Origin of the sequence: Trichococcus ilyis (genome assembly GCF_900109135.1) — a bacterium.
Taxonomy (GTDB): domain Bacteria; phylum Bacillota; class Bacilli; order Lactobacillales; family Aerococcaceae; genus Trichococcus; species Trichococcus ilyis.
Map to the genome: position 1 here is coordinate 39,271 of NZ_FNYT01000010.1, position 19,849 is coordinate 59,119.

Sequence of the window (19,849 nt, forward strand, 5' to 3'; positions counted from 1 at the left end):
TTTCGTTCTTGTCATTCTTTATTTATACAATACGCCAAACTCGACGCGCCATTTGTCTTTTTTGGACTTGCCCTCAATGGCTTTGATCTGGATCCTTCCGTAACCGCGGATGGACACGATGTCCAAAAGTCCCAATTCGAAATCAGGCCGTTCGAAAACTGCCCAGTTCAATTTCACTTTTCCGCCGGTCACCAACTCTTTGGCCCGTTGCCGCGAAATATTGTAAATCGCAGCAATGACTGTATCCAGCCTCAGCGAACTGACCGTGTCATGCACGATCGTCCAATCATCGATAGGGGTGATCAGATCGGTATAGGAGCGGCCCTCAAGCCGCACACTGACCTTGCCGATCTTGGTGACCTGGGCATGCACGTACCCGGCTATATTCGACGCCATCAGGAATTGCCAGCGCGTGCCGTCAGACAAAATGTCGCCGAAAAGTTCCCTTTTCATGCCGGTTCCGGTCAAAGTGCCTAGGATTTTGCCGTGAGTCAAGCTGGCAAATTTGGACGGGTAGACGACTTCCGTAAGCTCTATTTCGAAATCGCTTTGGGTCGGGCTGAAATATTCGGGGCAGATGATCGCCCGCTTGCGTTCAGCCGCTTCATACCCCCCATAGAAATGGACATGGACCTCGCCTTTTTTCCCGACCAGCATCTCAATGATGTACTGCTGCCGGGGATCCAGGAAATCCGTCAGATACGGTGTATAGGTTTCCTCAGCTTGCGTAATCCAAGACTGGGCATTGTCGATGAACGACTGCTCTTCCTTGCGGAAATGTTGATAAACTTCTTGCATGCGAATCCCTCACTTTTTCGTTTGATGAAAAAATGTCCGTCAATTCAGCACTCTGATCAGGAACAGGATGACGACCTGCGCTCCGTATTCCACCAAATTCAGGAACAGGATGCCCGCCACCACACTGAAGCTCACCATGCCTACAGAGGGGATCAGTCTTCTGAATATGTCCAGGTAAGGCTCCACGATGCTGGCGATGATATAGCCGAATTTGGAGGTTCTTGCTCCCGGCAACCAACTCATCAATGCGTACACCAACAGGATAGTCGAATAGGCCGAAATGCTCCAACGGATTATCTGTAACAGTCCAATCAATAATTGTGTCATTATGTTTCCTTTCTAGTAAAACGAACGCTCTTCTTCCAGTGTTTCGGCTAGTGCGCCTTCGACGCCTACTGAAGCGGGGGTGCATAAAAAAATTTCATCGCCGACGCGTTTGATTTCTCCGCCGATTGCATACACCGTTCCCGTCAGGAAATCCACGATCCGTTTTGCCTGTTCCGCATCGATCCGCTTGAAATTAAGCAGGACTGCCTGATTCCGCAAAAGGTTGTCGGCAATCTTTTCCACTTCGGAATAGACTCTTGGCTCCACGACATGGATGCTGGCTTTTTCGGTCATCGCTTGCTGATTCATGGGAATCACCTTTGCTTTCGTCGATCTTTTTTGGGTGCTCCGATAAGACGGAGCTTCTTCCTCATTGCGCTCGGATCTGCGGACGGGAACGAATGCCGTTGGTTCAGCGACTTCCTCATATCCGTCCTCCTCATCTTCAATGACGAAGTACTTTCGGAATAAATCTTTCAGACCCATAAGACCCCTCACCTCTTCCTAGTCTACGCTTCTGTTTCGGCAAAAAATGCCGAGCCGACACGTACGAAGGTCGACCCTTCGGCAATCGCTGTCGGATAATCTTGGCTCATGCCCATGCTTGTCTCTGTGCAGGGGGCATGCATCAAGTTCAACGCCGCTACTTGCTCTTGCATCCTTTTCAGATCCTTAAAGCATTGATGCAACTCCACGTCTGTAGCATCAATGGGTGCCATCGTCATCAATCCGACAACGATGATATTCGGTAAACTTTCCAGGCTCTTGATGAAAGGGATTGCCTCGGACACGGAAAGCCCATGTTTGGAACTTTCACCCGTAACGTTGACTTGCACGAAGCAAGAAACAGGCTTTTCCGCCCGTTCATTGATTTCTTTTGCCAATGAAGGGCGATCCAGGGCATGGAAGTAGGCGATGCGGTTGATCACCTGCTTCACTTTCCTTGTCTGGAGAGTGCCTATATAGTGCCAGACGATGTCTTCCTGAGGAAGGGCTGCTTGCTTTTCGATCAGGCCCTCCAGACGGTTTTCCGCAAAATGGCGGTATCCCAAGCGGTACAATTCTTCCACTTGTTCAACCGGTCTCGTCTTCGTGACGGCAATGACGGTCACGTCTTCCCGGTTGCGGCCGACCGCCGAGCAGGCCGCTTCCACAGTCGACTCCACTATCCGGCAGTTCTTTTCGATGGTCATGCTTATCTGCGTCTCTTGCGGAAGAATGGTGGTGTATCCAGGGAATCCTCTCCACCGTTTCTTTCCTCTTTTTGTTCATGATAACGTGGATAATTGTCTTCTGCTTGTTTCACCGGGAATGCTTCCGGTTCCGTTTCGGATTGGGCAGGAGCTTGCTCTCTCACGCTCGTATCCCTGCGGATATCCCAATCACCGAACAGATCCTTGGCTGGCTTTTCTTCCGCCTTTTCGCTCGGAACATACTTTTCTTGGTAGGAAATAGGCGTGTTGCCTACTTCTTTGCGCCCTTTGAAAGCACTCCCTCCGCGATTAGCGGTTTTTTTTTCATCTTTTTTTTTGTCGTCGATCCCTGTAGCGATGACTGTGACGATGACTTCGTCGCCCAAGTTTTCATTGATGGATGTACCGAAGATGATGTTCACTTCGGATGTTGAAGCTTGCGCTACGATATCGCTCGCATCCTGTGCTTCGAACAAGGTCAAGTCCGATCCGCCGGTGATGTTCAGCAAGATCTGCTCGGCGCCATCGATGGAAACTTCCAGCAATGGGGAAGAAATGGCTTTTTTGGTTGCTTCAGCCGTACGGTTTTCGCCGGATGCGATACCGATACCCATCAGGGCTGAACCTTGGTCCTTCATGACGGTCTTCACATCAGCGAAGTCCAAGTTGACGTATCCTGGAGCTGTGATCAGGTCAGAGATCCCTTGAACCCCTTGACGCAACACATTATCGGCTTCACGGAACGCTTCCAACATCGGCGTCTTTTTGTCGACGATTTCCAAGAGGCGATTGTTGGAGATGATGACCAATGTATCGACGTTCGCTTTCAATTCAGCGATCCCTTCAGCTGCGTAACGGCCTCTTTTTGGCCCTTCAAAAGTGAACGGACGCGTAACGACACCGACAGTCAAAGCCCCAAGGTCTTTGGCGATCCTGGCTACGATAGGGGCTGCACCTGTACCGGTACCGCCGCCCATTCCGCAAGTGACGAAGATCATGTCTGCGCCGGCTAAAGCTTCAGCGATTTGTTGTTCGCTTTCTTCTGCAGCTTTGCGGCCCACTTCCGGAACCGAACCTGCGCCCAAACCTTTTGTCAATTTAGGTCCGAGTTGGATTCTTGTTTCTGCTTTTGACGCATTCAAGGCTTGCGTATCCGTATTGGCAACGATGAATTCCACGCCTTGCACGCCTTCTTCGATCATGCGGTTCACGGCATTGCTGCCCGCTCCACCGACACCGATCACTTTAATTTTTGCCCCATCATTCATGCTTGAATCGAATTCCAATTCCATTTCATTTCCTCCTATTTCATACCATTCTTTTATGTTCAGTGTGATTATTCAAATAAATTATTGAACCAGCGTTTCAATTTCCCGACCAGGCTTTCTTCATAATGGACCTCATCAGCATAGGTCTCGTTTTCGAAGGCCGGCTCTTCTACGACTGGCGGTTGTTTTGCAACTTTGGATTGCATTGGGATCACTTTGCCTGCCGACTGCACTTTCCCTTTGGCAACGCGGTAAATGTCATCCAGACCGGCCACATATTTGATCAGTCCGATGCTAGTGGCGTAAATCGGATTGCGCATTCCCATCTGTTCCGGAATGTACAGTTTGACGTTGATTTCGAAAATTTCTTTCGCCAAATCGACTACACCCGGCAAGGCCGCTGCGCCTCCGGTCAGAATGATGCCGCCGGGAAGATCGCGCGCTTCGACTTTGTCCAAGGCGCGTTTGATGTTTTCGAAGATTTGCACCAGGCGGGCTTCGATGATTTCGGACAGATATTTCTCATCGACTTTCACCGGTTCTTCTTTTCCGATCGTTTCGACAGGGAAAAACTCCTCATCGGATGTGTCCTCGGAAATGGCGTAGCCGTATTCACGTTTTACGCGTTCCGCGTTCTCCAATGTTGTATTCAAAATGATGGAAATGTCCTTGGTCACCAGGTCGCCGCCCTCGGGATCGACAAACGAAAATTTCAATTGATCGTCATGCATGACAGACGCGCTCGTTTGGCCGCCGCCCATGTCGATAAGGATGGTCCCGAAGTCACGCTCGCCTTTGTTCATGGCTACGCTTGAAATGGCTAATGGCTGCACAACCATATCTTCGATCTGCAGACCCGCTTTCTCCACACAACGCTTGATGTTATGGATGATCGTTTTTGGACCCGTGATCATGCTTGCGTACAGTTCGAGACGGACACCGATCATGCCTCGCGGATCCCTGATGCCGTCGAACCCATCCACGATGAACTCTTCGGGGATGACGGAAATGATTTCTCTTTCCGGCGGCACCGAACGGACTTTTGCCGCAGCAAAGACGTTCTGGACATCCTTGTCGGTTATTTCCTTGTTTTCGCTTGAGACTGCATACATCCCGTGGCAAGGTTCGATGCTGATTTGATTGCTTGGTATGCCTACGATGACGTTGGAAATCTGAATATTGGCTTTCCTTTCAGCTTGACTGACTGCACTGCGGATCGATTCGACCGTTTCATCGATATCAACGATGACGCCCCGGCTAAGACCTTTGGAAATTTCATTCCCGACTCCAATAATGTTCATTTGATCTTTCACATATTCTGCTACTACTACTTTTATTGAAGTGGTTCCAATATCTAGACTGACGTATATTCCTGAATTCTTCATGGTTTTATTGAAACCTCCGTTTGACATAATGGCTTGTGTAAACATCCGCATTGCTCCGAAAAATCCATCGGTTGTCGATGCGTGATGCCAGAAAGCTATACCTTATCATTTTATCATAATAACTCTTCATTTACGAAGATTTTTACAAATAATTCTATCAGAAGGAAGTCTGATAAAACTTCTTCAATCCCTCAACAATGATCGAAATCATTGTTCAAGGATTGACTGCAAGTCAATCTTGATTTTCCCGACTCATTCCGGTTGAACGGCGGAATCGGCCGGAACGGACGCAGCTTCCGTTGTTGGTGCAAAAGGAGTAAAGTAAACGCCGACTTCAAGGTCGATGACTCCTTTGGCTTCACCCAACTGGCTCACGATATCCGGGTAATACAGTATCTTCTCGGCGAATGAGGGCAGGATGGCTCTCACTTCATTGCCGTCGTTCATGTATACCGTGATCGCATAGGGGTTTTCTTCCGTTCCGGTGTATTTGATTTCGGAAATGCTGTTCTGGACACTGTCCGTCAATTGCATGTATTGTTCGAGCAGATCATCCAGATTCTGATTCATTTCGAAACTTGTGATGATCGGATTGTTGCCGATCGGGACCTTCAGTTCCGTATTCGCCACCGTTCCATTTTCCAAAACATTATAGTAACTGCCTTCTGAATAAACATAGGCAATCGTTTCGTGTTCCGTGACGTGGATCGTGACATCATTCAAACCGCGCAGCGTCACTTCCGCCTTTCTGATTTGCGGTAAGGCATTGGTGACGAACGCATCGATTTTTTCGTCATCCCAGACTGCCCCCAAAGCGGTCACTTTCCCGGTGATGTGACTGGCATCGATGATGCTCTGTTCCGGTACAGCTTCTGCCCCTTCCACATAGATGTCCTTGACCTTTCCGTAGGGGGAAATCAGAAAGCCGCAAGCGGTCGCGCCTGTCAAGAAAACGAGATACCAAACGAAATAACCCGGCTGCTTTTCATCTTTGCTGGCTTCGGGAAGATCCTTTCTTCTTTTCCGATTCGACCTTCTCACTTCCAGGAAACGTTGCAGGCCGGAAATCTTTGTTGCCGGTTGCTCTCCCTGTTCCTGACGCTGCCTTTCCAACTCAGCAGCCGCGCGTTGCCAAGGAGTCCCTTCAGTCGAACTCTTCCTGTTCAGCCTTTGTCGGATTTTTCCGAAAACCATCTGGCCGCCCTCCCTTCCTTACTTCCTCAAATCCATGATGACTTCGATGATCCGGTCTGAAGCGTCCGTTATGCCCATCCGTTTTGCCTGGAAAGCCATTTCTTTGCGCGCCGCTTCATGCATCATCAGATTGTCGATGGCTTCGAACAAGGTTTGTGCCTGCAGATCCTTCTCGAGGATCATTTCGGCTGCCCTATTCTTCACCAAGCTTTCCGCATTTTTTTGTTGATGGTTATTCGTCACATAAGGGCTTGGGATCAGGATACTCGGCAAGCCCAGAGCCATCACTTCCGTCAATGTGGTCGCACCGCTGCGGGATACGATCAGATCGGTCCGCTTGAAAAGCTTCGGCATGTCATGGACATAGGGCAAAATCCGGATGTTGTCCAACCGGTCCGGAAGTGCGCTTATTTGCTGCTCCACCTTTTCATAATGGACTTCGCCGGTAGCCAACAGCACTTGGTACGGTTTGTTCTTGAAGAGCGGATAGGCTGATACGAAGGATTGATTCAGTTTTGCCGCTCCGCGGCTGCCCCCGAAAATCAGGACAGTAGGCAAATCCTCCTTCAATCCATACTCTTTCAGGTCGGCACTTTCCTTCAAAGAGGCGACTTCCTGCGCTCGGGGGTTGCCGGTGAAGACAATCTTTTCCGGATAAGCGGCGAAATCTGCGCGGGCATCCTCGAAGCAAATGCAGATGCGGTCCACAAATCGGCTCAAAAATTTATTGGTGACGCCAGCGACCGAATTCTGTTCATGGATGATCGCCGGAATGCCTAGTTTGGATGCAGCGTAGAGGACCGGTGCACAAACGTAGCCGCCTGTCCCGATTACGACATCCGGTTTGAATGCTTTGATGATTTTCTTCGAGTCCGAAATGCTCTTGAACATCAAGTAGACGGTCTTGAGGTTCTCGGGCGACAGGCTCCGGCGCAGACCCTGGATCTTGACGGATCTGAAAGCAACGCCGGCTTTCGGTACAATCGTGCTTTCCAGACCGCGCTCCGTGCCCACGTAAAGGAATTCACTGTCAGGATATTTTTCTTTGATTCGGTTCATCAGGGCTAAAGCCGGATAGATATGCCCACCCGTCCCGCCGCCGGATAATACTATTCTCATAAGTTTATGGGTCATGCTTAAGACCCTTCCTCCTCACTTGTTGCCTTGACCAAGGAAACGACCGCATCCGTGAACGCTTTACCGCGCACTTCGAAATTCTTGTATTGATCCCAACTTGCGCAAGCCGGAGACAGCAGAATTGTGTCGCCTTCCTCGCTGTACTGATAACTGATCGGAACCGCACTTGCGACATTGTCGGTCACAACAATTTCTTTGATTCCGGCCTTTTCTCCGGCATCCTTCAGCTTATCCGCAGTCTCCCCGAAGACAATCAGCGTCTTCACGTTACCCAAGAAAGGAACGAGCTCATCGAAACTGTTCCCGCGATCCAGGCCTCCCGCCAACAGAATGACAGGCGTGCGGAAACTGCTCAGAGCTGTTTTGGTCGCAAGGATGTTTGTTGCTTTCGAATCGTTGTAGAATTTTCTGCCGTTCAGTTCGGATACGAATTGGATTCGATGCTCGACGCCATAAAAGAGATGGAAGGCCGAGACGATAGCGGCATTGCTCACGCCGCAAAGTTTCGCTACGGCAACGGCAGCCAATGCATTCTCGATATTGTGTTCGCCGGGAACCCTCAAATCAGCGATGTCCATCACCTTTTCGCCCTTGAAATACAGCGACCCTTCACTCGCATATGCCCCATCATTCAACACCTGTGTGCGTGAAAATGGAACGATTCGGGCTTTCGAATGTTGCGCCAATTCACGCAATTCCGCTTGATCCCAATTCAGGACAAGATGATCGTCCGCCGTTTGGTTTTCGGTTATGCGCCACTTCGCTTTGACGTATTCTTTCCGATCCCCATGATAGTCCAGGTGCGCTTCCGTGATGTTCGTGATGACGGCAATGGCAGGCCGCATCGCTTCGATGCCCATCAATTGGAAGCTGGACAGCTCCATCACGACATCGTCATCGGCAGTCGCTGTGCGCGCCACTGCCGATGCGGGCACGCCGATATTTCCTGCTTTATAGGCTTTGCCTATTTTTCTGCCCGCATTCAACAAATCCGTAATCATTGTCGTAGTCGTGGTCTTTCCGTTTGTGCCTGTCACACCGATCAGGCGGCCTTCCAGAATCTCAGCTGCCAACTCGACTTCCGTCAAAACAGGGATGCCCAATTCAAGCGCCCGTTTGACCATCGGATTGTTGTACGGAATGCCCGGATTTTTGACCATGAAGGAGAATGATTCATCCAACAATTCGATTGGATGGGATCCGGCGATGACTTTGATGCCGGATGAAATCAATTCCTTCGCATCCGGATTGTCGGCCAGCTCCTTCGCATCATTGACCGTGACCATTGCGCCCAGTTCCAGGAGCAGTTTGGCCGCGTTCATTCCGCTGAGTGCCAAACCGAGCACCAATACTTTTTTGTTTTCGAACCGATTATTTGTTTTCATGTGTTTCTCTCCCTTCAATTAGACAAGCAACCATAGGGCCAAAAGTGCGGAGCTCAGACCGACCGCCCAAAAAGTCAGGACAACGCGCCATTCGCTCCACCCGCTCATTTCGAAATGATGGTGAATCGGCGACATCTTGAAGATGCGTTTGCCGCGCAACTTGAAGGAGCCAACCTGCAGCATGACGCTGGCCGTTTCGATGACGAAGACAAGCCCGATCAGCAACAAGGACCACTCCAGATGCAATGCCAACGATACAACAGCCAGCCCCGCTCCCAATGCCAACGAGCCGACATCGCCCATAAAGATTTTTGCCGGCTTTTTGTTGAAAAAGAAGAAACCGATCAGACCGCCGACGATTGCGATGCAAAACACCAGCACTTCCACTTGCCCTTGAAGGTAAGCCAAAATGCCGTACGCCGTATAGGCGATTCCTGCCGTTCCCGCGACTAACCCATCCAATCCATCAGTCAGGTTCACAGCATTCGAAAAACCGGTGATCCAGATGATCGTAAAGGCAGCGAACAGCAGCCAGTTCTCGATCTGTCCAAAGAATGGGAGTGTGATCAGAGGATCCGACCCCGATAAAAAGAACAACGTCACAAAAATGAAAGATCCGACCAACTGCGCAAGGAACTTTTGCTTCGAAGTCAGCCCTTCGTTTTGTTTCTTGAATATTTTCAGAAAATCATCCAAAAAGCCGATCGCCGCAAAAAACAACAATACGAACAGCAGCATCGCCAGTTTTACGGTGAGGACTTCTTTCCATACCGAGGTGCCGATCACTGTCAGGATCGCAGCGATGATGAACACGACTCCTCCCATCGTCGGGGTGCCACTTTTCACTTGATGCCATTTCGGGCCTTCCTCTCTGGTGACTTGTCCGAATTGTTTCACTTTAAAATAGCCGATGAAGATTGGCATCATGCTGATTGTGATGGCAAAGCTGATCGATAAAGGCAGCAGCATTTCTGTCCAATGCATATGATTTCCTCCTAATTAGGTGTTTTACGTTTTGAATGTGTGATACGAGCGTGCGTGATACTAGTGAACATTTACTCCAAAATGACCTTGACTTCAGTTGCCGCGTTCAGGATGGATCCTGTTTCGAGACTCTGGAATACAACATAACCTTCGCCTTCGAAAGTGAAGTTGATGCCCGCAATTTCCGAAACCTTCAGCACATCGTCTTTTGACCAGCCGTAGACATCGGGCATCGTCATCGCGCCTTCCGTCATGAGGATCGTTTTCTGGTTCGTGATCGTCTGGGTTCCGGCGTATGGGTATTGCTGGACGATCCGGCTGCCGCTGCCGATGATCGCGGTGTCATTGTAGCCGACCGCAGTCAGGGCCGCCAATGCTTCATCTTTGGATAAATTTGTCACCTCCGGCATCGATGCCTGGTTGACATCGCCGGTCACTTCCGTATTCAGGTTGTCATACTCGATTGCCCTTGTCATGAAAGGATTGAATATTTCCGACAGATACTTGGAGCCGTTCAGGCTGTCCAGATTTGCAGGCCGTTTCAGAGTCAAATAAAGAATGTAGCTAGGATCGTCCGCTGGAGCGAATCCGACTACCGAGTAAAGGTAATTGGAATAGCCAGTATAATACTGTCCAGTCGTGGAATTCACCACTTCTGCGGTACCTGTTTTGGCGGCGATATCGGTTCCCTCAATCTGATAAGCTTGGCCGGACCCATTCTCGTTGTAGACGACTTCCTTCAGGTAAGTCAGCACCGTTTGCGCGGTTTCTGCCGTGATTGGAGAACCGACTTCTTCCGGCTCGACAATGGTGACTTCGCCCGTATTCGGATCTTCCGTGCGATCCAAATAGTTCAGCTTCATCATGGTCCCTTCATTGGCGATTGCCGTAAAGGCCTGCATCAATTGGTAAGGCGTGACCGTTACCCCTTGGCCGAATGCCGTATTTGCCTTTTCAATCGGATATGTATAGCTGTAATTTCCGGCCGCTTCGTTTTCCAGCCCTGAATCGGTCGATTTGCCGATGCCGAAGGCCTTCATGTAAGATTCCCACACGTCGTAGCCCATCGTTTGCACCAGTTTTACGAAAGCCACGTTACTGGAGCGGGCCAACCCTTCCAGGTAAGTGATGTTTCCCCAGCCTTCTTTGTTGTAGTCACGGATGGTTCCACCCTCGACTTCCACACTGCCGGAAGCATAAGTCGCAAAGGGGCTGAACACGCCCTCGTTCACGGCTGCCGCTAAAGTCAAGATTTTGAATGTGGAACCCGGTTCGTAAGTATCCTCCACCAGCAGATTCTGCCACTGAGCATCAATGCCTTCTTTGGTCGTGGCATTGAAGGTGGGCCGTTGGGAAGCCGCCAGGATTGCGCCGGTTTCCGGATTGACCAGCATGGCTGTCATCGATTCCGGTTCAGCCTCTGCGTACACTTGCGACATCAAGCTTTCCAGATAGATCTGAAGGCGGCTGTCGAGTGTCAGGTAAAGATTGTCGCCTTCGATCGGTTCCGCTTTCTGAATCTGGGTACCCGGAATCCTGTATCCGTTGGAATCCTCCTGATAACTGATTTCACCGTCACTGCCGTCCAATTCGTCGTCATACAAGGATTCTATCCCCATCATGCCGACCAGTTTCTTTTCTTCATTCGTGTCTGCTTCCTCTTCGCTGACTGAACTTTGTGCAAAGCCGACGAGATGGGAAGCAAAAATCCCATTCGGATAAAGTCTGGACGGCGTTTCCTCGAATGTGATCCCGGGAAGTTTTTCCGCTTCGATGTTGGCTTTGGTCGCATAATTCAGGTTTGTCCCTGCACTGCCGAATTCGACTTGTTTCAAGCCTTCTTGCTCCAGGATGGTCAAGATTTCTTCTTTGCTCATGCTGATGTATTGCGCCAGGGCTTCAGCTGTTTTTTCCTTGTCGACGACATGATTCGGATTTCCCTTATCTTCACTCCATTCATCGGTCAAAACAGCCACCAACGAATAAGAAGTAGCATCCAAGGCAATGGGATTCCCACCTATGTCATAGATGGTTCCTCTTTTTGCGGCAAGGATACTACTTCTGGTATATAAGTTATTAACATGCTCGCTTAGATTCTCGCCATTTACCTTCTTGGTGATCATGATCATAGAAAAACGAAACATAAATACAAGAAATAGTAAACCAGTCAAACCAACCATGATGCGAGTCATTTTGTTTCGGTTATTTTGAGGATTAGCTTTTGTTTTCATCGCGTAACATTCCTAACGTTTGCTTCATTCATTTTCAGGCCGAGTTCTTTTGCTATTTCTATGATGCGGTCGTATCTCGAGAGCTCCTGGACCTCTTGTTCCAGGTTCTGGTTTTCCAATCCGATCGCAACGCTCTCGTTTTGCAAGTCCTGCAATGCTCTGTTCTGATTGGAGAGGGTCACTTGGGTAGCGAGTGATGACAGCAGCACGACCAATGCACATAGAACAGTGATGGTGATGGCAAATTTTTCGACTTTTGCATATTTATCTTTAACGGCCCTGTAGCCTTTCGGTCCAGCCTGGCCTTTACTGGCTTCTTTCCGTTCTTTCGGCAATGCCGGTTCCGCAATCGCCGCTCTATATTCAGGTAATGCCACTTAATCCTCTCCTCCCCCAAAATCAATCGCGCGGCTACAGCACAATTGATTGGTTCCGACTGGTGATCTTGAGACACAGAGCTCAGGCGCTCCACTTGCTCTTGTTTATTTTTTGACTCTTTCGATGATGCGCAATTTCGCGCTTTGGGAACGCGAATTCTCGCTTAATTCCACCTCATCCGGCAAAATCGGTTTCCGGCTGATCAACTTGTAGTCCGCTTCATATTCTGAGGGAAGGATCGGCAATAAAGGCAGGCCTTCCTCTTTCGAGCTGGCTTCTTTGAAAAGGATCTTGACGATCCGATCTTCCAAGGATTGGAAGGAGATGACGCTCATGCGGCCTCCGACGTTCAGCATTTTCAGGCCGTCCTCGATCGAATCTTCGATTGCCGCCAATTCATCGTTGACAGCGATGCGCAAAGCTTGGAAAATGCGCTTAGCCGGGTGGCCGCCTTTTCTTCTGGCAGGCGCCGGAATGCAGTCCTTGATGATTTCGACCAGTTCGCCTGTCGTCTCGATCGGTTTGGTTTCGCGGAGGCTTTCGATTTTGCGGGCGATTTGCTTGGAGAATTTCTCTTCGCCGTATCGGTAAAAGATCTTCACAAGTTCGGCAAATGGCCATTCATTCACAATGATGCGGGCCGTCAATTCCTGTTCTTGGTCCATACGCATATCAAGCGGTGCATCGTAGCGGTAACTGAACCCGCGTTCCGCCTGGTCCAGTTGCGGGGAGGACACACCCAAATCGTACAGGATGCCGTCGACGCCAAAAACGCCGCGTTTTTCCAATTCTTCTTTGATGTTCCGGAAATTGGCCTTGATGAGTGTCACCATGCCTTTTTCGATATAGGACGCCAGCTCCGCCTCCGCGTTTTCGATCGCGATGCGGTCTTGATCGAAGGCGTACAGATGCCCCTGTTCATTCAATTTTGATAAAATCACGCTGCTGTGTCCGGCGCCCCCTAAAGTGCAGTCGACATAAATCCCATTTGGTTTGATGTCCAAACCATCAATGGACTCTTTTAGTAATACGCTATAATGTTCAAATTTTTCCATTTTACACCTACAATCCAAAATCAATCATCGTTTCGGCAATATCTTCGAAGTTTTCGGCCGCCTCATCAGCAAATGCCTCCCATTTCTCATTGCTCCATATTTCTATCCGGTCGGATACACCGACAATTCGGCATTCTTTTTCAATTTTCGCATAATCCAGTAATGTTTGGGGTATATTGATGCGCCCTTGTTTGTCCAATTCCGCTTCCATGGCGGCTGAGTAGAAAAAACGGGTAAAAGCGCGCGCATCTTTTTTGGCAAGAGGCAATTGTTTCAATTTCTCTTGGAGCAGTTCCCATTGGCTTAACGGATAGCCGAACAAACAGCCGTCCAACCCGCGGGTGATGATGAACGTTTCGCCTAATTCTTCGCGAAACTTAGCTGGCATGATCAATCGGCCTTTAGCGTCCACATTGTGTTTGAATTCGCCCATCAACATAAAGACACTCGCCCCCACCTTTAAATATGTTTTCAGTCTACCACATCCCCCCACTTTCTACCACATTTTCCCGAACAATTCATAAAAAAAACAAATTGGCTTCGATGAATAATCGAAACCAATTTGTTTTTAGTTATCATCTCTCAGTTTGCCGAACGCAAAAACGGGATATCATAGGGCCAGCACCGAATAAATCTAATCAAACCGATCCGTTCGGAATGAATTTGGTGAAAGTGGGGGATCTGCCCAACGGATCCTTTTGGTTGCGGCCCGGATGCGCGTCACTTGTCAGCCTTATGCAATTCAACGGCTGTTTCATAGGCGTTACGCAATTCCGAACCGATGCAGCTAAGATCCTTTTGGCGCACGCGTTCCTGTCCTGCAGCCTTCAAAGAAGGCAACTCGCCTTCCAGGATTCCGCTGATCATCCTCCTGAACTCGTCGTTCGTCCTCCCTTTGTAGACATGTTTACCATCAATCAAATCATCTTCATAAATCGGGATATCCCGGACCAGAATTTCCTGCCCCATCGCAAGTGCCTCCAGCAGGACGATCCCTTCAGTTTCTTCATACGTCGGAAAGAAAAACAAATCAGCACCGCAGTATGCATTGCGGAGCTCATCGGGAGCCACATAACCGGCAAATTTCAGATTGGGCAATTTTGTCGCTACCGCTTCACGGATTTCCCGCGGAACTTGACGGAGATTCAGGTAGCCGAACCAGATGAACTGGTAGGCAGGCAGGGCTTTGGCCAAAGCGACAAAATCAAGGATCCCTTTCCGTTTGATGTAAAGACCGACAGACATGACGATCTTGTCAGCTTCCGTATAGCCGTATTTATTGCGGAATGCCGCCCCCATTTCCTTGTTCGACCGATAAAACGACAGATCGATGCCGTTTGATATCGGAATGATCGGTTTTCCCAGACCCGCCTGCTGCAGCAACCGTTTCGAATACGGGGTAGGCGTCAAGACCACATCGCCATGGCTGTAGCAGTGCAGGATCCACTTGCTGAACAACGGTGCCGCCGCATTGGAGAAGATGAAGGAATTCTGGAAATCCTCTTTTGTGGAATGGGCGTGGTAAACGATTGGTTTGCCCAGTTTTTTGACTTTGTGCAAGAGACGATAGGATTGTCCGAAGTAGGTGTTGATGTGCATCAGATCAAAATCGTCCTGGAAATCCGTCGTAAAATCGATTCCTTCCAGTGTGAGCGCCTTTTTTTGGTGCTCGATCGCTCTGCCCAAACCGGATTTCCCGATGTATTTCATACCTTCGGAGTACAGCAATACTTTCATGATAGTGGCCTCCCTTCTTCAGATTTCGGACTATCCCCTCACGAGGAAATAAATGCGCAAAAGCACCAACAGATAATAAAAAATCAGCGCCATCAAAAAGAGTATTTTGATGAAATAACGATAAAACCTTTTTGGCTGATGCCCCTTTTTCCGCCTGTCGAAATACAGCGTCTGCAGCAGCCCCGCAACGCAGGCTGCCAAGAGGAAGTGCGGCAAAAGCGAATAGGTCAAACTGTAGACGCTCAGGATATGGATGCCAACCAACAAAAACGGCAGCACGACATCCGCCACCGTCAATTGGATGATCTGTTTGTACCTGAGATATGGCCGGAAAAATTTATTGATCAGAATCATTTCTAAAACCGGAAAAACATAAAACAAAATTTCAAGATAATGGAATTTTTGCATTCCGAAGCTCCTTTACGAAAATATGGCATTCAAGCCGCGTACGTTCATTTTACCTCATTCCGGCGATTTGTGCCTCCCAGAAAAAAGAAAACAAAAAAAGCCAGCAGAACGTTCATTCTGCTGACTGGAATTGCGGATAGCATTTCATGATTAGTTTTGTTTTTCAACAACTGCTTCTCCATCATAGTGACCGCATGATGCACAAACGTGGTGGCTCTTTTTCAATTCGCCACAGTTAGGGCATGCGTTCAAGCCTGGAATCGCTAATTTGAAGTGCGTACGTCTTTTTGCTTTTCTCGCTTTAGATGTTCTTCTTTTAGGTACTGCCATTTCCTTACACCTCCCTGTATTAATCGCTGGATTCAGTTAACAAATCAGCGTCAAAAATTTCACTCTGTTTTTTCTTCGTCTTCTAATAGGGCCTTCAGACCAGCTAATCGCGGATCGATCTGATCGGATTTTTCCTCTTGTCTCTTCCTTGCGAAAGTTTCTTCGGAAACAACTTCCCAGTCAGCGCCACTCGGCATTTCATCGGATTCCAACTCTTCCGGCGTGTAGACTTGCAGAGGCAGATTCAGCAGGATATTGTCCTCGATAGCGGGAACAAGATCCACTTCATCACCCTCAAGCGGCAACACGACTTCCACAGGGTTATCCTGTTCGAGGTAGAGCGATTCATTTTCGGTGTACACTTCTTCGATCGCTATTTGCATAGGTACATCCACTGGTTCCAACGACCTTGACGAAGGCAGGGTAATCGTTAGATCGATTCGGAAATTGGCAAGCACAGAATGATTTTCGTATAATAAGAAACCTTCCGCCTTGATCGGCGACACTGCTAGGATTTCATTATTTCTCTGCATCAATGAACTTTTCCGGTCTATCGTCCGGGAGAAATAGTGCGGTTCACCACGATGTTCTTGTAATTCTTTTAATGGCCACTTCATTTCCATCACCCCTAAAATAACAAATTGAATTATACTAGTGAAAAAAACCTTTGTCAATGTATTTTCCTTTACATCAAAAAAGGAAAACGTTTTTTTACGCTTTTAATTCTTTGGCCAATGCGATCGTTTTGTCCAAAAGCACCTTTTCTGCATCGACGACCGGATAGCGTTGTTCCTTATCCTCACTGTTCATCAATGAAACTTCCGTGCAACCCAACAGCACAATATCCGCACCGCAATTTTTGAAATCTTCCAATATTTCGTAATACAAAGGGAAAAATAAATGAGATCTTTCTTTGATGTAATAATAAATCATTTTATTGATCTTGTCTTGTAATTCTCTGTCCGGCAAAACCACCTGATAACCATTCTCGACCAGACGATTTTCATAGATCCGGCTCTGATGTGTTCCTTCAGTGGCGAATAAACCGACTTTTTTTGCGCCTTGATAATGTTCGGCGATGTAGTCGACCGTAAGATCGATCATATTCAAAATAGGAATATCCGTTTCCTTTTGGATATCATCGAAGAAATAATGGATCGTATTGCAGGGCATGATGATGAATTCCGGCCGAAGCAGATTCAACATGTGGACATCTTCTATCACAGCATCGACTGGGTTCGGCTTGGTCGGATCCAAGATGTATTCCGTGCGGTCGGGAATGTCAGCGTGATTCATCAGAATGTAATTGAAATAATCCTGGTCGTTTTCGGGGAAATGGCGCTTGTTCATTTCAACAAGAAAATTTGTCGTCGCCAGCGTTCCCATTCCTCCGAGAATACCAAAAAATTTTTTCATCCTTTCTCATCCCTCATTTCCCGTTTTGTTTCTCGATTCAGGTTATTCCTCTGGCGGATGTTCTCTGAATTTTTTGTAGTAGTTGAATTTGGAAGCCAACACATAGAACTTTCTTTTTGGGCTGACTTCGAAAGGCGCATCCAAAGGGTGCACAACTTTGCCTTCTTTGTAGAGCTCTTTCACTTTTTTTCTCAGCGCATCGGAATCTACATATTTCAGCAGAAGATTCTTCGGCGTCATATTGAACAAAGCTTCGTTCTTGTTGATGGTCAAGCCAAGCTTCTTCTTGGCGATGCAATCCTCAACATAGTACTTCGCGACATTATTGCCGCTCGCCGTCACATAGTAGTTGCTGACGCCCAGACGCCCGTTCAGTTCGAAGAAGACATAGTCATCCTTGCGTTTGTCGTACTTCACGTCAAAATTGGAAAACCCGTAAAACTCGGTTTCAGCAATCAGTTTTTGAACGGAAGCGACAATTTTCTTTTCTTCTCGGGCCCAGATCGTCAGATGATTCCCGATGGCGGATGGCGTGTGATCCTCCAAGAGGATTTGCCCGAATGCAATCAGCTTGATCTCCTTGTCCCGCGGCGATGTGTAGACCGTCACGACGCCAAGATAGGTATCGTCGCCGGGAACATATTCCTGCAGGATCAGATTATCCGTATAGCCGTTTTCGCGCACTAAATGATAAATGCGCTCCAGATCCTTTTCATCCCGGCCGATGAAGACTTTTTCCTTGCCGTCGAAATGCAGCCCTTGGTACATGATGGCATTCGAAGGCTTGATGATGATCGGAAACTCGAACGGCAAATCCAGCGAAAATTCGTCCATGACCAAGGTCTTTGGATAAGGGACGCCCGCTTTTTCACAGATCGAGTAAAAGCTTTCCTTGTTTGTCGCCCGCAGGAAAACAGCCTCATCCACATACGGAACGATCCAATCGTCACTGAAGCGGTCTTTCGTGCGGATCAACAGCTCCGCATAGCGGTCGTCCGCACCGAAGATGATTTTTTTCATGTTCGGATAGTCGCGGCCGATTTGTTGGATGGTTTCAAAAAAATGATCCAGGTCATCGATTCCCGGTTGGATGTAATGCTTGATGATTCGGGAATTGCCGATAGGGCCTATGATCATCGGGCTGATGATATTCGTTTTAACTTGGTACGCCTCATAAAAAGCTCTAGCCAGACTATAAGCTCCTCTGTTCCCCCCTACGATTACGGGAACGAAACTGACGGAGTTGGCTTCTTCACTCATGCGATTGTCCTCCTTAGTGCCTAAAACCGAATAATAACGGCTCTAGCATCTATTAACCTATCCATTATATTTCTTTGGATGTAGTCAGTCAAACGCTTCTTGCGATTTTACATTAAAGTTTTCATAAATTTACCAAAAGGGTCAGCACGGATCCTGCAGGCCATTTCGGAGGTAGATGAGCGAGCGGGTGAAATTCTGCTCCTCCAAAGTCGCCACGGCCCCCAAGCGGTAGATGCGGTCACTCCGGATTTCCAGCTGCAGATCCGCTGTATGCGGCTCACGTAATTTCGTGACGATCGGGGTCTCGGTGTTTTTTTTCAAGGCATTCAGATAGCGTCTGCCGGCTTCAGTAAATCCAAGCAATCGGATTGTGCCGGCTTTTTCCTGGAAAGCTTCCGCTTCCGCCTTGGTTATCCCCAGCAAAATATAGGTGCACATCCGTTGCAGCCTGGCCCATGTCCAGCGCTTCGTCTTCATACGCCGGATGAAGGCCGTGAAGTCAAGCGCATCCTCGGCCTCTTTCTTCAGCCTGTATTCGATGCCCTCTTCCACCTGATAAATGCTCCGCAGTTCCGCATGCGACAAAAGTACGAGCTGATGCTGCAGCATTCCCCAATACGGATCCCAGTCAAGCAGCGGGCGCACCCGCAGCGCCTCAGACGTCTCTTTCGGAACAAACTTCCCCAAGTCCCGCTGACCGGTTTCTTTCCGCCGGTGGAGGGCCCATTCGCGGATAGCGGTGCCGCTCGCGAACTCCTGATCCGCAGATTCATCGTCGTGGTGGCCGGCACCTTTTCTGGGCACGACAGCCGTTTCCATCGGCTCCGGGAATTGCTCGTTTTCTCTGACATAAGCCAGTCCGAGTTGATTGTTTGGAGTCGTAAAGGAAAGGGCAGAACCTTGTGGGCGCAAGACTTCGGCAATGGCCGTTTCCAGTTGCGCAGCATAGGTTCTGCCATCATTTCGGTAAGTCTGAAAAATCCGATCGATATCCGCTTCGTGTTCGCGCAGCAAGCGGTTATGCGCGATGAAATCCGCTGACGTTCCCGTTTCGGCGCCGAACGCGAAGGCGTCGCACTGCATCGCCTGCAGCAGGCGGACGCCGGCTTTCGCGAACAGATCGGCCGCCTGCACACTTCCCAACACGGGCAGCTCGACGATAATGTCCGCTCCGTTCCGCAAAGCGATTTCTGCACGCGTCCATTTATCCAACAGAGCGGGTGCGCCCCGTTGGACGAAGTTGCCGCTCATGGCGACAACCATGACATCGCTGTTGGTCATCCGCCTAGCTTCCGCCAATTGATAGCGGTGCCCATTGTGGAACGGATTGTATTCTGCGATTACTCCACACGCTTTCATCGAA

General features: G+C 48.9%; 21 protein-coding genes. All 21 read right to left on the reverse strand.

The window, feature by feature from the left end; all coding sequences use genetic code 11:
• Positions 1-18 precede the first annotated feature (18 nt).
• The 21 genes from BMX58_RS06465 to BMX58_RS06565 all read right to left on the reverse strand — a co-directional run bounded on the left by BMX58_RS06465 (position 19) and on the right by BMX58_RS06565 (position 19,845).
• Positions 19-798, reverse strand: a complete 780-nt coding sequence (locus BMX58_RS06465) for a YlmH family RNA-binding protein (protein ID WP_068623224.1) — start codon at positions 796-798, stop codon at positions 19-21.
• Positions 799-837: 39 nt separating this feature from the next.
• On the reverse strand, positions 838-1,125 hold the full coding sequence (locus tag BMX58_RS06470) for a YggT family protein (protein ID WP_068623225.1): 288 nt from the start codon (positions 1,123-1,125) through the stop codon (positions 838-840).
• 12 nt (positions 1,126-1,137) lie between these two features.
• Positions 1,138-1,611: a cell division protein SepF gene (locus tag BMX58_RS06475; RefSeq protein WP_068623226.1), complete on the reverse strand. Its 474-nt coding sequence runs from the start codon at positions 1,609-1,611 to the stop codon at positions 1,138-1,140.
• 23 nt (positions 1,612-1,634) lie between these two features.
• Positions 1,635-2,318 (reverse strand): YggS family pyridoxal phosphate-dependent enzyme, encoded by a 684-nt coding sequence (locus BMX58_RS06480; protein ID WP_068623227.1) that lies wholly within the window; start codon positions 2,316-2,318, stop codon positions 1,635-1,637.
• A 2-nt stretch (positions 2,319-2,320) separates the two neighbouring features.
• Entirely contained in the window at positions 2,321-3,610 is a 1,290-nt protein-coding gene (ftsZ, locus tag BMX58_RS06485; RefSeq protein ID WP_068623228.1) for a cell division protein FtsZ, read from the reverse strand.
• Positions 3,611-3,654: 44 nt separating this feature from the next.
• Complete coding sequence (ftsA, locus tag BMX58_RS06490; RefSeq protein ID WP_068623229.1) at positions 3,655-4,971, reverse strand: cell division protein FtsA; 1,317 nt, start codon at positions 4,969-4,971, stop codon at positions 3,655-3,657.
• A 252-nt stretch (positions 4,972-5,223) separates the two neighbouring features.
• Complete coding sequence (locus tag BMX58_RS06495) at positions 5,224-6,165, reverse strand: cell division protein FtsQ/DivIB (RefSeq protein ID WP_084253941.1); 942 nt, start codon at positions 6,163-6,165, stop codon at positions 5,224-5,226.
• A gap of 18 nt (positions 6,166-6,183) precedes the next feature.
• A complete protein-coding gene (gene murG, locus BMX58_RS06500) occupies positions 6,184-7,299 on the reverse strand; it encodes an undecaprenyldiphospho-muramoylpentapeptide beta-N-acetylglucosaminyltransferase (RefSeq protein ID WP_275425221.1) in 1,116 nt (371 codons plus the stop codon).
• Positions 7,300-7,301: 2 nt separating this feature from the next.
• Complete coding sequence (murD, locus tag BMX58_RS06505) at positions 7,302-8,687, reverse strand: UDP-N-acetylmuramoyl-L-alanine--D-glutamate ligase (protein ID WP_068623230.1); 1,386 nt, start codon at positions 8,685-8,687, stop codon at positions 7,302-7,304.
• A gap of 18 nt (positions 8,688-8,705) precedes the next feature.
• The gene (gene mraY, locus BMX58_RS06510; protein ID WP_068623231.1) at positions 8,706-9,671 is read right to left on the reverse strand and encodes a phospho-N-acetylmuramoyl-pentapeptide-transferase; all 966 of its coding nucleotides are present in this window, start codon (positions 9,669-9,671) and stop codon (positions 8,706-8,708) included.
• A 71-nt stretch (positions 9,672-9,742) separates the two neighbouring features.
• On the reverse strand, positions 9,743-11,902 hold the full coding sequence (locus BMX58_RS06515) for a penicillin-binding protein (RefSeq protein ID WP_068623232.1): 2,160 nt from the start codon (positions 11,900-11,902) through the stop codon (positions 9,743-9,745).
• Positions 11,899-12,279, reverse strand: a complete 381-nt coding sequence (ftsL, locus tag BMX58_RS06520) for a cell division protein FtsL (protein ID WP_068623233.1) — start codon at positions 12,277-12,279, stop codon at positions 11,899-11,901. Before ftsL ends, BMX58_RS06515 begins: the two co-directional genes overlap by 4 nt.
• A 105-nt stretch (positions 12,280-12,384) precedes the next feature.
• Positions 12,385-13,335: a 16S rRNA (cytosine(1402)-N(4))-methyltransferase RsmH gene (rsmH, locus tag BMX58_RS06525; RefSeq protein ID WP_068623234.1), complete on the reverse strand. Its 951-nt coding sequence runs from the start codon at positions 13,333-13,335 to the stop codon at positions 12,385-12,387.
• A gap of 7 nt (positions 13,336-13,342) precedes the next feature.
• Entirely contained in the window at positions 13,343-13,774 is a 432-nt protein-coding gene (gene mraZ, locus BMX58_RS06530) for a division/cell wall cluster transcriptional repressor MraZ (RefSeq protein ID WP_068623235.1), read from the reverse strand.
• A 281-nt stretch (positions 13,775-14,055) separates the two neighbouring features.
• On the reverse strand, positions 14,056-15,072 hold the full coding sequence (locus BMX58_RS06535; protein WP_068623236.1) for an LTA glycolipid anchor biosynthesis glycosyltransferase, IagA/BgsA family: 1,017 nt from the start codon (positions 15,070-15,072) through the stop codon (positions 14,056-14,058).
• A 30-nt stretch (positions 15,073-15,102) separates the two neighbouring features.
• Positions 15,103-15,480, reverse strand: a complete 378-nt coding sequence (locus BMX58_RS06540) for a DUF3397 family protein (protein WP_068623237.1) — start codon at positions 15,478-15,480, stop codon at positions 15,103-15,105.
• 150 nt (positions 15,481-15,630) lie between these two features.
• Complete coding sequence (rpmF, locus tag BMX58_RS06545) at positions 15,631-15,810, reverse strand: 50S ribosomal protein L32 (protein ID WP_084253942.1); 180 nt, start codon at positions 15,808-15,810, stop codon at positions 15,631-15,633.
• Between the two features lie 59 nt (positions 15,811-15,869).
• On the reverse strand, positions 15,870-16,427 hold the full coding sequence (locus BMX58_RS06550) for a YceD family protein (protein WP_068623238.1): 558 nt from the start codon (positions 16,425-16,427) through the stop codon (positions 15,870-15,872).
• Between the two features lie 94 nt (positions 16,428-16,521).
• A complete protein-coding gene (locus BMX58_RS06555; RefSeq protein WP_068623239.1) occupies positions 16,522-17,226 on the reverse strand; it encodes an aspartate/glutamate racemase family protein in 705 nt (234 codons plus the stop codon).
• A 42-nt stretch (positions 17,227-17,268) separates the two neighbouring features.
• A complete protein-coding gene (locus tag BMX58_RS06560) occupies positions 17,269-18,486 on the reverse strand; it encodes a carboxylate--amine ligase (RefSeq protein WP_068623240.1) in 1,218 nt (405 codons plus the stop codon).
• A 141-nt stretch (positions 18,487-18,627) separates the two neighbouring features.
• Complete coding sequence (locus BMX58_RS06565; protein WP_068623241.1) at positions 18,628-19,845, reverse strand: nucleotidyltransferase; 1,218 nt, start codon at positions 19,843-19,845, stop codon at positions 18,628-18,630.
• Positions 19,846-19,849: the final 4 nt, after the last annotated feature.